Origin of the sequence: Paenibacillus sp. FSL R5-0810, from assembly GCF_038002285.1 — a bacterium.
Lineage (GTDB): Bacteria > Bacillota > Bacilli > Paenibacillales > Paenibacillaceae > Paenibacillus_AQ > Paenibacillus_AQ lactis.
Genome location: NZ_JBBOCF010000001.1, coordinates 5960607 through 5973195, shown reverse-complemented (window position 1 = coordinate 5973195; position 12589 = coordinate 5960607). Strand labels below are relative to the sequence as shown.

Sequence of the window (12589 nt, the reverse complement as noted above, 5' to 3'; positions counted from 1 at the left end):
CTTAGCGGACCAATACCCGCATGTAGATTTTCTCGATTGCGTCAACCGGCTGTACACGGAGCTCGACGTACACGCTGTCAGCCGTCTTGCCCTGCTGGACGGTGACATCCGTCTGGGCGTCAAAATTCTGCACGGCTCCGATCCCGGCGAGCGTATCAATGTAGGTGACGATCTCCTTCCGGAACAGAGCCCGGCCGTCCACGTTGTTATCCACTTTGCCGATGTAAAACTGTTCGAAGATCCGTTTCAGATCGTTGGCCAGACTATCCAGGACGCGAAGCACTCGGTTTTTGGAGCGCTCTGGCCCCTTGGTCGCTGTAAAGCTGCGGAATGTATTGATATCCTGCTCGACGACTGCACGACCGTATGAGTGGATAAACAAGAATTCCCCTGCACGTAGTGCGGCCTCGATCTCGCTGTTCGTATAGCGGACATCCACATCCACGGCATCGTCATAAGCGGAATACGTCAGAGATTCATCTGCTGCAGCTCCTGCCGTTGCGCCGGCTACCCAGGCGACAGCCTTTACTTTGTCCAGGACGGTCCCGTCAGAGAGGATGACGCCGTTTTTGACACTGATCACGCCCTCATAGTCGGCTGCCGCGTAATCGGCCATAACCACCTGAACCTTCTTCCCTTCCTGGTCCCGCATCCGCTTAATGGCTGCCGTGTACACCGGCTTCAGCGTGGCGTCCGAAGTCAAAAGACCGATCGTATGGAAATCGTAGCCCTCGATCGTGGTTAGGTAATCGGTATGGTCCCCATTGGTCACGGTGCCGTCCGCCCCACCAGTTAGATTCAGGCCTGCGGTGACGTCTGGTGCGCCGGTTCCGCTGAATTTGACCCAATTGTTCTCCGCCAGCTCCTCGATCTCAGCGACGATTTGGGTGTCCATCACTTCGCCGGCGAGCAGCGTAATAACGTCAAACTTTGCCGGTTCGTCGATATTGTTCTGGACGATAATCCGGATATCGTTCCCGCGAGCCCCGCCGTGCTTCGCAGTCACCGTCAGGCCCGTATTCGTGGCCGTCGCCGGAGTGCCGGCATTCAGCCGATACAGCAGGACTTTGCTAGCCCGTTTCAGCGCTTCACGAAGCGGAAGCAGCTCCGGGGCCGAAATGTCATAACCCAGGACATCCTTCGTATCTGCTCCGGCTTCGACAATAATCACCTGTTTGGAAGGTCCCCAGGACAGCGACAACGGCAAGGATACCACGCCGCGCTCGCCCAAAGTGGTCAGTGACTGCCCGGTCGATTCAAACGTAATATAAACACCGGCGCGCTGCTTGTTTTGCGTTTTCCATGTTCCTCCTGCCATGCCTTACACCTCTCTTTCCTTAAATCTATTGATCACAGCGACCGCTTCGTCCAGCGTATACGTCTTATCTGGCTCCAGCAGCCCCGTCAGGATGTCTTTTTCAGACGTGGTAAACCGTTTGGCTTCAACCAGCTGCTCCTTCGTGTAGCGAGGCGCTGGCTGCGTCTGAGCCTTGTTCTCTTTGCTCATTTCAGGCGTCCCTCCTGTTCTAATTGCCCCATCTTGATTCCCGGCTCCTTGGCCCGCATGACGTGATAGTTATAGTCCACATAGAAATGCAGCACGTCATCGATCACCTCGTAATTCATGCCGGTACCTCTAAACTTCATGCCGTCGATCTCAACCCACTCCAGGACGTCCAGCAGCTGGCTAGCTACGGCCATGAAATCTTCGTTCGTTGAGAAGTAATGCACATCGAACGAATGGCTTTGTTGGTAACGTCGCCCCTGGATCCGACCATGCGCGGCATTCAGAAGCAGCACAATAAAGCAGGGCTCAATTAAGCCCTGCCTGTTCTTCCCGTATACCTTCCAGCCGAAGGTTGTTTTCAACTTACTCATGACGGCATGTGTTAATCGCTCGGAATCCATGCCCTCACCTCACCGTCTTGGCCCACGGCCGTTCATGATTTGATTTAATAGTTCAGCTTGCCTTCGTTCCAGGTAGACCGGCAGCTCCCTCTCGATTTGCTTCATGGAGATGGTCATCATAAACCGCCCTTCAACCCACTCCGTTTTATCCCGGTTCCGATGGCCATATTCAACGAAGGATGCATACTCCGTATTGTTGTAGATCTCAACGACATACGAACTACCTTGGCGGATCACTCTTCCAACCCGCCAGTTTCGTCTCAGCTCCCCCGAGTCTACCGGCGTGCGCTTCTTGGCCTTGCGTTCAGCACGGTAGGCCATTTCCAGAAGGAAATCCTGGATGAATCGATCGATGACTCTCTCGTCCAGGGCCTTCTTGAACGACTTGGCCATCTTCTCAAATTCGTCAAAGTCGAAGCTTCCCAATCTCGGCATCAGGCTCGGTCCTTTCGGGTTAGATTGACTTCCTGGTGAGTCGAGTAAGGCGGAAAGGGTTCGCCGGCCGTAAAGTGATACGACCTGCCTTGCCGGGTAACTTGAAGCTCGTCGCCTTGAAGGATCTCAACCTCTGGAGCGATGAATAGCTTAACATCGTAATCGATCCGGTTTTCTGCTTCTGTCTGGCCGTTTCGAGGAAGCCCGGTCTGAGAAAGCCGGCAAGGAACGTCAGCATAGACAGTAATCAAACCGAATTTGGTTTCGCCCCAACCGGTTTCGTATTCCCCGTACCGCTGAATCGTTACCCGGTCCGTGTAGGTCTTCTCCACGATCTTACGGTATCGCCGTATTCTGCTCATTGCTTACCACCTCAGCTTCCGGTACCGGTTCAGATCCGAGCTGTAGGCCCTGACACCGGCAGCCACCGAGCCGCCCCCAGAGGATCCGCCCGTCGATGTCTTCACCGAGGTGTCCCCAATCTTCAGGTCGATAGCACCCGACAATAGATCATCCAGCTCTTCCAAATGGGACTGATCGGCCTTGAAGGCTGCCATCGCAATGTTGGCCCAAACATATTTAAGAGCGGCCGGAATCTCCTCGATGGAGTCCAGGCCCAGGTAGTTCATGATGTGCAGTCCGGATTCGTCAATGTAGGACCGAACCAGGTTATCCAATGATTCCGGGAGCTTGTAGCGCTGCTTGATAATCTCAGCTACGGCTTCATTCAACATCGCCGGCACCTACTTCTCGTCTTTTTTGCTTTTCTTACCGTCAGCTTCCTCGATTTCAATTCGTTTGAAGCCTTTGGACTCCAAGGCCTTTGCCTTCGTTTCGGAGTCCACCACTTTAACAACATTCAATCTTTTCAGAGTAATATTGCTCATAGGTATTAGCCTCCTGTCGTCACGCGGAATGCCGCGGTTTTGTTATCCGGAATGATCAGATCGTGATACTTCCGATAATCCAATTTCCATGCATCGGCCTTCTGGTTCTCATCCGGGGTAAAGATCCTTACCTTGTCCGTTTTGCTGATACCGATCGGCGCAGAACGTGGCGAAATGATCCAGTTTACGCTCTTCGCGTCAACCGCCGGCACAAATCCCCCAGCCTCCTGGCCAGCCGTCTCACCGTCATTAAAGACATACGCTGCTTTCATCCGGTTGGAGGATACAGGGATCAGCGGAATGCCGTCCAGCATCTTAATTTGAAGATTGATGCCGCCTTGTGCAAACTGGCCTACATCGATCCGCTTCTGGATCTGCGTGTTCCCCGTCAGCACGCCATAAGCCGGAAAAGCAATGGTGATGACCAGCTGGCTCAAATCGACCCCCATATCCGCCAGGTCGAAAATATCTTTGAACAGCTCTGTCACGATGGTGCTTTCTGCAGGTGTATAAGTCCGGGATTTACCAGCTGCCTCCGCTTTGGCCGCAATCAGGCTATAGCGGTATGCATCAATTTCCGGGATGACCTGGAGCCGCTGGAACTCGCTCATGACATTAGCGGCAGAAGCCCCAAAGTTCGTTTCGTTTACATCCATAGAATCCAGCTGGAAAGTACGACCGCGATCCTGTGTCAGCGTGTGGGTTTGGTACTTGTAAGTTACGGAACCCTGAACAAATCCGGTATCACGGTCATAGTCAGCCAAGCCTTGGACAACGACATCCGGGATCTTAATTTCATTACCGCCGTTATAAATGACCTGGCCGGCGTTGCTTTCCATCCATCCGGATGTCGCTTGCTGCGCGATTTGTTTATCCAATTCGGTTTGAAATAGCTTTGCATATTCCAATGTGTTAATAGGCATTTACATTCATCTCCTTGTTATCGTTGTGAAAAGATACTAGAAATTTCAGCGGCAACCGGATCCACTGCACCGCCTCCACCGCTGCCGCCTTCCGCCGGCTTCGCTCCCTTGAAGGTGGCGCCGGGGGTTTCGGGCTTAAACAAAAAAGCCTTCGATTCACGAAGACTTTTCACCTGATCCTCAAGACCGGCCTTAATACTGCCGTCCTCGCCGATCTCAATTTTCGATTTATCCAACTGCAAGATCGCATAGTCGGCATCGTGAACATCCGAGCCAAGCGCCAGCTTAAGCGCCGTTGTCAGCTGCAGATCCTTCAGCTCGGCCTCATACTTCTCCTTGGCCGTCTTGTTGTCGTCCTGGAGCTTCTTGATCTGTGCCTGCAGATCCTCATTGCCCTTTGCTGCTTCCTTCAGATCGGCTAGCTGCTTATCGCGATCCGTCACCTCCTTCTCCGCTTTTTTACGGGCATCGACGACATCGTTATATTGTGACTTCGGAACAAAATGCTTCGGCAGCTCCTTGTTCACATCACCGATCAACCCATCGATCTTCGATTCATCCAGCCCGGCATTCTTCAGCAGTTCCTTCAACCAATCCATTTATCATCATCCTCCATAGATTTTTATAGCTGCTCTCCAGCTACGGGAGTCAGCCGATATACTCCGGCTGCGAGTATGCCTAGTTTTACGCCGTGCGACAGGGCAAATTAAAAGCACCCTCGTGAATTAGAGAGTGCCGCCTATTCTCCAGGTGTATCGATGTATTCCTTTTTCCAATCCTCGTATTTCATGTTGGCCGGAATATAGATACGCTTGCCCGTGTGGTCCTTAGCAATCCGTTTGCCTGGATCCTCTTCGTCATCAAAATAGGCCGTTACAGTAGTCCGGCAGCGGGCGTGAAACGGTGGATAGTTGACGCTAACCTCGCGCTCACTCAATTTGAACACCTTGCCGTCCATAGTCCGGCATGTCTCACTGGTCCGGCTGTCCAGTGTCGCCAGGATCTCATACTGCTGCACGACGCCGCTATTCTTGTATCCGTCAGCGGTCGCCTCGTTGATGATGTGCGCGCTCTCCGTAGATACCAGTCTTTCGGCAGTGGAAATGGCTACATCCATCCTCTTTGCAAGCAGCTTGCTCACCTTTTCGACACTGTCACCACGTATGAAGGATTGACTCAAGGCTGTCCGGAGCTCCCGAAGCAGCTTATCGCGATCGCTCCAGATCCGAGAGCTGTAGTTCTTCCCGTACCATGGCCGGCTGATGACTTCCTCCACGGCTTCCTTGTCAGCCCGAGCAAACGAAGCCAGGATCCCATGTTCTTTGTTGAGCTCATACAGGGTACGGTGATAGGTGTCCTCGTAAATATCGCCCAGGAGCTTTGTCGTGCCCGTCTGCTGGCTTGCGGCCACCAATTCGATCTGTTGCCTGATCTGAAACTGCAGCGCCTCCAGGCGGGTCACACGGGTCCGATAATAGACATTATCAAGCTCTTTGGTCCATTGGCCATCTGCATTGTTCTTGGCCTTCTTCCGGAATTCGCTCAGCGTCATCTTAAACTCAGCCAGCTCGCCAGCCGTCAGGAGCCGTTTTGCTTCGGCCATACTGACCTCGTTGTTCGCAGCGAAGCGCGAGTAAAAGGAATCGAGGTCCTGTTGAATGGATCTCAACGCTAGCTCATATTCCCGAGTAAGCTCTGCCGCATACCGATCCGATTTCTCGAATTGCCTATGAGCGACTTGTTCGGCACGCTTACGCCAATACTCTTGCGACCTCATGGCGTCTCATCTTCCAGACCTTCATACTGGCCTTGATCAAATCGTTTTTGGTCCTCGGCCTCTTCTTCTTTTTTCTGCTTAAGCTCTAGATCGACGTCTTGAACCCATGGATGGTAAGCCAACTGCGTCCGCTTAGAGATAATGCCCTCACTGTTGCGGATATTGTTAATGATGTCAGTCTCATTCACCGGCATGTCGGCATTAAAGGTGATACTGAATGTCTCACTGCTAAAATCCCCCTTGCCAATAGCATGCAGATAAACATCAAAAAACACCTTCATGCGTAAGAAGGTGTCTTGCAGCTCCGCAGCTAACGAAGTACAATCTGTATCCAAGTCCATGTATCTAAAGTTAATGGCCGTACCACTCGCATTACCCAAGTCTGGATCCTTGGTGTCTACTCCGCTGGCAAAGTCGAATAAATCACGACGGTTTTTATCCAGAAATTTCATTACCGCATCGATGTTTATTTCAGCCTGCAGCTTGTCTACTCCTCCGGTGCCTTCAACCTTGATTGCCAAGCTCTCCCGCAATTCACGGACAAACTGATCTAAGTCCGTGCCTCCGTAATCTTTTAATATATAGATGAATTTAGCAACATCACGTAAAACATCAGATGTAACGGATGACTGCCAGTTTATATCATCTATCAAGTCCTTGATGAAGTATTGCAAAGGAAGCTCTTCCTCGTTGTATTTGAGCCACGCAATCGGAACGACTGAGAAATTATATGCCACCCCGTTTAAGCTGAAATGAGACTCCTCTGCCCCCATATCCGTATCCGGTATTAGACTTGTGCCCGGTCCATTGTTGACGAAGCGCTTAACGCCTGTTGTGTCCCAATACTCTACGCGCATTACCGTCTTTTTCGTTTTGCCCTCATAGACGATTTGATCGTAGAACCGGATATAAGCCCCCATTTCGGTACGTTCTGCATCAGCCCATAACGGTATCACCTCGGTAGACGGCAACCTCATAAATTTGATTTTGTCTTCCGTAAAATACGGCGCAAGGTATGCAATTCCAGACTTTACAGCGCCTTTGCCCAGGCTCTTGATCTTGCGTCGGAATTCTTGGTCAAACAACTCATTCAAGGCATCTGCATATGGCTTGCTCTCACTCTCCACCGTAAAAGGCTTGGCTAGCAAATAGTTCGCTTTTTGATCCACCAGCTTTTTAAGTATCGGGTGCTCCATTTTAACGTTAGATCGGTTTTTGAAATCGTTCGTTTTTCTCTGGATGTCTGATCGGTTCCGATAGTATCGTTCAGCCTCGACCATGATCTGATACTGATCCGTTGCCTTAAACTCCTTGATCTCTTCCTCAATGATCTCAACTAGCGACATTGGGGCATTGCCGGCTATGATCTCCTCGATCTCCTGCAACCTGTTTGTGAACACTCTCTCACCTCACTTCAATATCGAAATTCCATTTTTACGTTTTACAACCGTATTCACGAAATATCGATCACCGTCCATCTGATGATCGTTCTCCTTTAGCGGCTTATCTTCGCCACGGGCTGCCGCCTTCTCGTCCCAGACATAGGAACTGAATTCCCGGAACGTCTCAGTGCAGCAATCGTTATATTTGATCAGTCCCTCGCTCAAGGCAGATGCCACGTTGCGGATCCCGTCGATCACATCATTGACAGCCTGAACCACGCGGAATCTTCTCCTCTTTTTCAGAGCAGCAATAAACGATGCTGCGCTAGGGTCAACGATCACACCTTGTAGCTTGAGATCGCCCACAAACTCTATGAGATCGTCGCAGTACTCCTCATCCGTCTTCTGCCGGCTACTGGCGCGGCCGTCATAGTGGTACTCTTTGACTTTGTACCACACGCCTCTGCTTAGGCCCCATAGCCCGAAGGTTGTCGGGTTCTGCGTTCCATAGTCGCAGCTGACGTAATACTGCGTGTAAGGACGATCCTCGGCCGGTACAACATGCTTGTCGCGGTCGAACATATCGTATATGACGCCCTCGGCCATAACCCACAGACCCAGGATGTACCGCTTGAAGAACACGCCGGAGAACATGCGATAAAAACGCTCTTTAACTTTTTGAGACAACGACAAGTTATCCTCCATCGAAAAATGCAGGACATAAATCTTCTTTTCCTTTGCCTTGTCGATATACTCAAGTTTGAACCAGTGGTAAGGCCCGCCTGGGTTACAGTTAAAGAATATCTTCGCACTATTGCCATCGGTCTCAGCTGAGCAACGTCCGATGGCCTGATCAACAAACGACTGCGGGAACAGAGCGACTTCATCGAGATAAGCGCCGGCAGCTGTCAAACCCTGCAGCACGTCCTGGCTCGATTCGTTGTTCGCACCGAATAGATAATAGGTGTTCGTCCCAATTACGACGTGCGGGTTTTCAGACCGGTGATAGTGGTAGTCGATGCCTTTGGCCGTCAAGATCTGAAACATAGGCTCTAAAACGTTACGCTTTAGGGCACCCATCGACTTACCAGCTATGATGAAATTCTGATCTCGGTGTTTATCGAGCGACCAAGTGATAAATGAATCGATCATAGCAATGGTCTTGCCGGATCTGATCGCCCCTTCAGCCACAACCATATCGTAATCCCGATAAGGGCTGTTGTCGGTCCACCACATGAGGAGCTTCTTTTGTTTACGACTGAACGGCTTAAATTTGAAGGAGGTAGTCTTTTTACGTCTCTTCGCCATGATCCACCTCATCGGCAAACACATCTGCAGCCTGTGCGTTCAGCGCTTCGGCATAACCGCCGCCTTGAGCATGTGCATCACTATCTGAATCTCCACGCAAGTCTTTCACTTCCAGCTTCAGCCTAGCGATCCGCAGCTCCTGCTCTTCGGTTGCCAGCTCCGTCTTCAGGAGCTCGTCATATTGTTTGATCAGGCTTTGAAGTGTCCCCATAGCCCGGCTCTGGGCCTGCAGGAAGGTCGCCTGTTTGTCCCAAGCCTGTTGCACTTCCCAGCGTTCCCCGATGACGTTGCCGTCCTTTTCCTCGATCTTTTCTACCGTTTTGTCGTCCCGGTCCCGGACGTACATAATCTGCTGGGCCCGGATGATGGCCGTATACTGGATCATGATGTTTTCCCAGACGATGTCGAGAGGCGCCTTGGTCTGCAGCTGCTCCATGATCTCCAAGGAGTCAGCCGGCAGGTATTTCCGGAAGAAACCATGCGTGACGGCCTTGTCATTGCCTGGAGGGCCGCCTGGGCCGCCGCGATTGCCTACTGCGTTCTTGTTACCCTTCGGCGCGCCGCCTTTATTTGTGTGCACCCTTTCCGGTTTGTGTGCACCCTTTTTTCTCTCCCAGCCATACCGTTGCTTCCAGCTCTTGACCGTATTCAGGGAAACGCCGTATTTCTCGGCGATCTCCTTGTATTTCATGCCATTGACGTAATCCTGTTCTGCTGAAATTCTTGCTTCCGCCATTTACACGATCACCACCCCCGGCGTTGTGTTGGTTTTGAAATAAACGAAAAAGACACCTAGTGATAGGTGCCTCAAAAATAGTTTATATAAATTGTATTGTTGTATTGACAGAAATACATCTTCGTGTTATTATATTTATAGAGGGTGCGGTAAGCACTCCGGAAAGGAGGATAAGGCGATGGGGTTGCTTGAAATCGTACTTCTGCTAACGGCTATCACGAACTTGGCAACGGCTTGGCTTAACTACCAAGCGTCCAAACGGAATGGCCGGAGGCTAAAGTAAAAGCCCCTTACGCTAGCACCGTAAGAGGCCGAGACACCGCAGGAACGGGGAGAAATCCCCGCCCTGCACCCTATCATCTTATGCTTATCTTACCCTCTTCATTCTTTTTTGTAAAATATAATTTACGAAAATAGGAGGCACCGCACAATGGAAACACTAACCCTTGTCATCGCTGTTGCTGCCCTAGTCGTTTCACTGGCCGCACTGTTCCAAGCCTTGAAGAACAGGAGGTAATATTAATGTCAAACAAGCCGTTATCGTTTCGCTTTCCTGATGAATTTGTAAAACTGCTCCGTACCTGGGCTTTTGTGACCGATACGGATCAGCGGGCGCTTCTCCAGGAAGCCTTTCAGGAATATGCAGAACGACGCCCCGAAATCAAAGAAAAAGTGGACGCTGTAATGTCCACTCTCGATTGACCCGTCATATCTGGCGGGTCTCTTTTTAATTTCTGGCGATAGCCGCATTCGCCCAGAATACCGACTGCTCCAAGTTGGTCATGGCCAGCGACTTCTCGCGGCTATTGGGTGCTAGCTCGTCGATCAGATAGGCCAGCTCCTTCGCTTTCTCCCGGATCTCCTGGTAGATCTCCGGCTGCCCTGGCTTCGGGGCGTGGTATTTAAAATTGTTTTCGATTTGCGGATCCACAATGAATCATCCTCTCAGAGTAATGGAAAAAGCCGCCAATGGCGACTGAGTAATCCAACTATTTTTCATAAAAAATCACCCATCTTGAGCTCTGTATCTTGGACTTATAAAGCTTTCGGTATATAAATAGCTGTCTATACAAAAGCACTTCATTTGTATCTAATACCTCAGATTGTTCCTTACTTTTTCGGGAACTGTATTCTAATTTCATCTTTTCATTTGCTTGTGTAATGTAACTGATCTCAGCATCGGCAATATAAAAATTCTGCTGATATCTGTCAAATTTTAATAATGGTACAAGGACTCGCTCCCCTTTTTCTAGGATAGGAACATTAACATCTACTCTCCACCCTTCTTCAGTTGGGGAGTCAGTTAGAATAAGTCTGAATCCAATTCTTAGCTGGATTGCTGTTCCAGGGCCAAGATTTTTAATCTCTCCAAACGTGACATTGTAATCATGCTCTTCCCCTACTGCTTTATTCAAAGCAATATTTCTAAGTAACCGTTTATAATCTTCTGTTTCAATTACTTTACTTGGCGATTCTTTAGTCAGCGGATACGTATCATACCTTGCTTCTTTCTCCTCGAAACTTAAAAAAGCGCGATTATTTTTCTTATTGTCTCTTATAGAGATGTAAACTGTGAGGAATGATGAAAGTAAAAAAGGGGTATTCGGATTTTATGGTTGAAATGGGTGTTTCAATTTCCAGTAATATGAATCATTCCAGTAGATCATCGTCGAACTTACTGCCGCACATAGGACAGAAATTCGGCACTTGAACGCCCTGATTCGTAAACCCGTATCCCTGCCGCTCACAATCTCCAATAAACGTCCAGTGGCAATTCATGCATTCGCACACTGTTAGCGACATATCCCGACTCTCATCATCGGTGTCAACGCCTTGCCGTAAGGCTTCAATCTCGCGTATAAACTTAACCTTGGCTGTCTTCATATTCCTTCACTCTCCTTCGCTTTTTTGTATACTTTGCAACACCCATTTACTTACATCAATGGAATGTGAAATTTTCGTTTCAACTCAATAATCCGAATAGCCTAAAAAAGTAAAAAGCGACGCACCAATTCCAGAAATTATTGCCAGAATTACTTTTTCCTGTATCAATATATTTAGTCCCTCAGATAATTCCATTTGCTCTCCCATCTCCCTTTATATCTGTTCAACTACTAATTTCGACATTAAGGGAGATATTTCCTGCAAAGAAAATACCGCCTCGATCCGAGACGGCAAAAAGGGGAGATGAAAAGATATGAATAAATCCGAACGGCAGGATTTGAACCTACACTACTTACTCCCAAGGCAAGCGTGCTACCCAGCTACACTACATCCGGTTATTGTGAGGCGGTCGCCTAACGGCGCGGGTGGTCCATTACCGACCGCCTCTTTACATCAAGGGGCACAATATCATATTAACACGGAAATTCAGGCTTTTGTTCTCGTTCTGTTCCCGTTTCAGTCTCTAATTTGTCTCACTAGCAAATTGCAAGCTTTTCGTATTCCTCGATCGCCTTCTTACGCCAACGGTAGAACACAGATTTGGAAAGGCTCATTTCTTTGGCGACCTCTTCCCATGCAACCTCATCAATAAGATGTCTCTGAATGATCCTTGCGTATTCCGGCCGGTAGCTTTCAAGAGCCTGTAAAACTGTATCAATCTGGCCAACTTCAGCCTGCAGATCCTGAAGCTCGGTCAGGCGCTCAATAATTTCGTCTATGCCTTCCCGGACATCATAGCCCCTCGCAGCGATCACTTTTTGAATCTTCCGCCGCAGCTCCTGCAGGAGCTGCGTGTCCTCAGGATCCGGGGCGTGTGCTGGGACAGCTCGCTTCTGGGCCTTAATGCCGGCAGGGTACCGGGAGAGGTAAATGTGCGCGACTGTTTCAAGCTCCTGCTCTCGTTTTGAAAGATACAGGTATGACGGCAACCCCCTAAGCTTCCGGTGCAGTTCCTGCAGCTGGTCGTCCTCATTCAGCCGGCTCACTGTAATACCGGCACCCACGCTGTAATTAGACAGTACCTGAATACGGGCTTTCTTTTGCCGGTATTGAGAAAGTTGCTCAATAACGCTTTGTTCATTCGTTACCGTCGTCTTCAGTTTCATGTGGAACCTCCTCTACCCAATGGTCGACACGTTCTAGTACCCATTCCACCAACTCACGATTGATTTCTTCCTCCGTCATTCCCGTGCAGTCAAATTCGTCAGACTCCTCAATCCCATAAAAGCAAAGGCTGAATTTCTTAATCACTTGTTTTTCCCTCCTCATCTGCCTTCGCTTCACATTTG

At 49.8% G+C, this 12589-nt stretch carries 19 protein-coding genes and 1 tRNA gene; 1 reads left to right on the top strand and 19 read right to left on the bottom strand.

The genetic code is table 11. The features are described 5' to 3' along the window. Nucleotide 1 precedes the first annotated feature (1 nt). The 13 genes from MKX76_RS26535 to terS form a co-directional block, all read right to left on the bottom strand. Nucleotides 2–1318, bottom strand: a complete 1317-nt coding sequence (locus MKX76_RS26535; protein WP_007129579.1) for a phage tail sheath family protein — start codon at nt 1316–1318, stop codon at nt 2–4. A 3-nt stretch (nt 1319–1321) separates the two neighbouring features. Next, nucleotides 1322–1507, bottom strand: a complete 186-nt coding sequence (locus MKX76_RS26530) for a hypothetical protein (RefSeq protein ID WP_144869688.1) — start codon at nt 1505–1507, stop codon at nt 1322–1324. Then, nucleotides 1504–1908: a phage tail terminator family protein gene (locus tag MKX76_RS26525; RefSeq protein ID WP_341034874.1), complete on the bottom strand. Its 405-nt coding sequence runs from the start codon at nt 1906–1908 to the stop codon at nt 1504–1506. Before MKX76_RS26525 ends, MKX76_RS26530 begins: the two co-directional genes overlap by 4 nt. Before the next feature lie 9 nt (nt 1909–1917). Beyond that, a complete protein-coding gene (locus MKX76_RS26520) occupies nt 1918–2343 on the bottom strand; it encodes an HK97 gp10 family phage protein (RefSeq protein ID WP_341034873.1) in 426 nt (141 codons plus the stop codon). Beyond that, complete coding sequence (locus MKX76_RS26515; RefSeq protein WP_341034872.1) at nt 2343–2705, bottom strand: ABC transporter ATP-binding protein; 363 nt, start codon at nt 2703–2705, stop codon at nt 2343–2345. Before MKX76_RS26515 ends, MKX76_RS26520 begins: the two co-directional genes overlap by 1 nt. A gap of 3 nt (nt 2706–2708) precedes the next feature. Next, nucleotides 2709–3077, bottom strand: coding sequence for a hypothetical protein (locus MKX76_RS26510; RefSeq protein WP_213614357.1), 369 nt, complete (start codon nt 3075–3077; stop codon nt 2709–2711). Between the two features lie 9 nt (nt 3078–3086). Next, the gene (locus MKX76_RS26505) at nt 3087–3230 is read right to left on the bottom strand and encodes a hypothetical protein (protein WP_007129573.1); all 144 of its coding nucleotides are present in this window, start codon (nt 3228–3230) and stop codon (nt 3087–3089) included. Between the two features lie 5 nt (nt 3231–3235). After that, the gene (locus MKX76_RS26500; protein ID WP_007129572.1) at nt 3236–4153 is read right to left on the bottom strand and encodes a hypothetical protein; all 918 of its coding nucleotides are present in this window, start codon (nt 4151–4153) and stop codon (nt 3236–3238) included. A gap of 17 nt (nt 4154–4170) precedes the next feature. Then, nucleotides 4171–4752 (bottom strand): phage scaffolding protein, encoded by a 582-nt coding sequence (locus MKX76_RS26495; protein ID WP_341034871.1) that lies wholly within the window; start codon nt 4750–4752, stop codon nt 4171–4173. 140 nt (nt 4753–4892) lie between these two features. Next, entirely contained in the window at nt 4893–5930 is a 1038-nt protein-coding gene (locus tag MKX76_RS26490) for a minor capsid protein (RefSeq protein ID WP_341034870.1), read from the bottom strand. After that, on the bottom strand, nt 5927–7330 hold the full coding sequence (locus MKX76_RS26485) for a phage portal protein (RefSeq protein ID WP_341034869.1): 1404 nt from the start codon (nt 7328–7330) through the stop codon (nt 5927–5929). Before MKX76_RS26485 ends, MKX76_RS26490 begins: the two co-directional genes overlap by 4 nt. A gap of 9 nt (nt 7331–7339) precedes the next feature. Then, on the bottom strand, nt 7340–8620 hold the full coding sequence (locus MKX76_RS26480; protein WP_186311250.1) for a PBSX family phage terminase large subunit: 1281 nt from the start codon (nt 8618–8620) through the stop codon (nt 7340–7342). Further along, the gene (gene terS / locus MKX76_RS26475; RefSeq protein WP_341034868.1) at nt 8604–9356 is read right to left on the bottom strand and encodes a phage terminase small subunit; all 753 of its coding nucleotides are present in this window, start codon (nt 9354–9356) and stop codon (nt 8604–8606) included. Before terS ends, MKX76_RS26480 begins: the two co-directional genes overlap by 17 nt. A 522-nt stretch (nt 9357–9878) precedes the next feature. Here terS and MKX76_RS26470 point away from each other — a divergent pair. Next, nucleotides 9879–10058: a hypothetical protein gene (locus MKX76_RS26470; RefSeq protein ID WP_251536322.1), complete on the top strand. Its 180-nt coding sequence runs from the start codon at nt 9879–9881 to the stop codon at nt 10056–10058. Between the two features lie 25 nt (nt 10059–10083). Here MKX76_RS26470 and MKX76_RS26465 read toward each other — a convergent pair whose 3' ends face one another. The 6 genes from MKX76_RS26465 to MKX76_RS26440 all read right to left on the bottom strand — a co-directional run bounded on the left by MKX76_RS26465 (nt 10084) and on the right by MKX76_RS26440 (nt 12551). Continuing rightward, a complete protein-coding gene (locus tag MKX76_RS26465) occupies nt 10084–10287 on the bottom strand; it encodes an Acb2/Tad1 domain-containing protein (protein ID WP_341034867.1) in 204 nt (67 codons plus the stop codon). 58 nt (nt 10288–10345) lie between these two features. Continuing rightward, nucleotides 10346–10771 (bottom strand): hypothetical protein, encoded by a 426-nt coding sequence (locus MKX76_RS26460; protein WP_341034866.1) that lies wholly within the window; start codon nt 10769–10771, stop codon nt 10346–10348. Nucleotides 10772–11006: 235 nt separating this feature from the next. Then, the gene (locus tag MKX76_RS26455; RefSeq protein ID WP_010276458.1) at nt 11007–11240 is read right to left on the bottom strand and encodes a hypothetical protein; all 234 of its coding nucleotides are present in this window, start codon (nt 11238–11240) and stop codon (nt 11007–11009) included. A gap of 322 nt (nt 11241–11562) precedes the next feature. Then, a tRNA-Pro gene (locus tag MKX76_RS26450) sits at nt 11563–11635 on the bottom strand. Between the two features lie 141 nt (nt 11636–11776). Next, a complete protein-coding gene (locus MKX76_RS26445) occupies nt 11777–12406 on the bottom strand; it encodes an RNA polymerase subunit sigma-24 (protein ID WP_341034865.1) in 630 nt (209 codons plus the stop codon). Beyond that, on the bottom strand, nt 12378–12551 hold the full coding sequence (locus MKX76_RS26440) for a hypothetical protein (protein WP_341034864.1): 174 nt from the start codon (nt 12549–12551) through the stop codon (nt 12378–12380). The genes MKX76_RS26445 and MKX76_RS26440 overlap by 29 nt, the downstream gene beginning before the upstream one ends. Nucleotides 12552–12589: the final 38 nt, after the last annotated feature.

Excerpts from the sequence above, each read along its gene's own strand:
- MKX76_RS26505 (WP_007129573.1), bottom strand. The coding sequence starts at position 3,230 with ATGAGCAATATTACTCTGAAAAGATTGAATGTTGTTAAAGTGGTGGAC.
- MKX76_RS26515 (WP_341034872.1), bottom strand. The coding sequence starts at position 2,705 with ATGAGCAGAATACGGCGATACCGTAAGATCGTGGAGAAGACCTACACG.
- MKX76_RS26500 (WP_007129572.1), bottom strand. The coding sequence starts at position 4,153 with ATGCCTATTAACACATTGGAATATGCAAAGCTATTTCAAACCGAATTG.
- MKX76_RS26525 (WP_341034874.1), bottom strand. The coding sequence starts at position 1,908 with ATGGATTCCGAGCGATTAACACATGCCGTCATGAGTAAGTTGAAAACA.
- MKX76_RS26535 (WP_007129579.1), bottom strand. The coding sequence starts at position 1,318 with ATGGCAGGAGGAACATGGAAAACGCAAAACAAGCAGCGCGCCGGTGTT.
- MKX76_RS26510 (WP_213614357.1), bottom strand. The coding sequence starts at position 3,077 with ATGTTGAATGAAGCCGTAGCTGAGATTATCAAGCAGCGCTACAAGCTC.
- MKX76_RS26445 (WP_341034865.1), bottom strand. The coding sequence starts at position 12,406 with ATGAAACTGAAGACGACGGTAACGAATGAACAAAGCGTTATTGAGCAA.
- MKX76_RS26480 (WP_186311250.1), bottom strand. The coding sequence starts at position 8,620 with ATGGCGAAGAGACGTAAAAAGACTACCTCCTTCAAATTTAAGCCGTTC.
- MKX76_RS26470 (WP_251536322.1), top strand. The coding sequence starts at position 9,879 with ATGTCAAACAAGCCGTTATCGTTTCGCTTTCCTGATGAATTTGTAAAA.
- terS (WP_341034868.1), bottom strand. The coding sequence starts at position 9,356 with ATGGCGGAAGCAAGAATTTCAGCAGAACAGGATTACGTCAATGGCATG.
- MKX76_RS26530 (WP_144869688.1), bottom strand. The coding sequence starts at position 1,507 with ATGAGCAAAGAGAACAAGGCTCAGACGCAGCCAGCGCCTCGCTACACG.
- MKX76_RS26520 (WP_341034873.1), bottom strand. The coding sequence starts at position 2,343 with ATGCCGAGATTGGGAAGCTTCGACTTTGACGAATTTGAGAAGATGGCC.
- MKX76_RS26495 (WP_341034871.1), bottom strand. The coding sequence starts at position 4,752 with ATGGATTGGTTGAAGGAACTGCTGAAGAATGCCGGGCTGGATGAATCG.
- MKX76_RS26490 (WP_341034870.1), bottom strand. The coding sequence starts at position 5,930 with ATGAGGTCGCAAGAGTATTGGCGTAAGCGTGCCGAACAAGTCGCTCAT.
- MKX76_RS26455 (WP_010276458.1), bottom strand. The coding sequence starts at position 11,240 with ATGAAGACAGCCAAGGTTAAGTTTATACGCGAGATTGAAGCCTTACGG.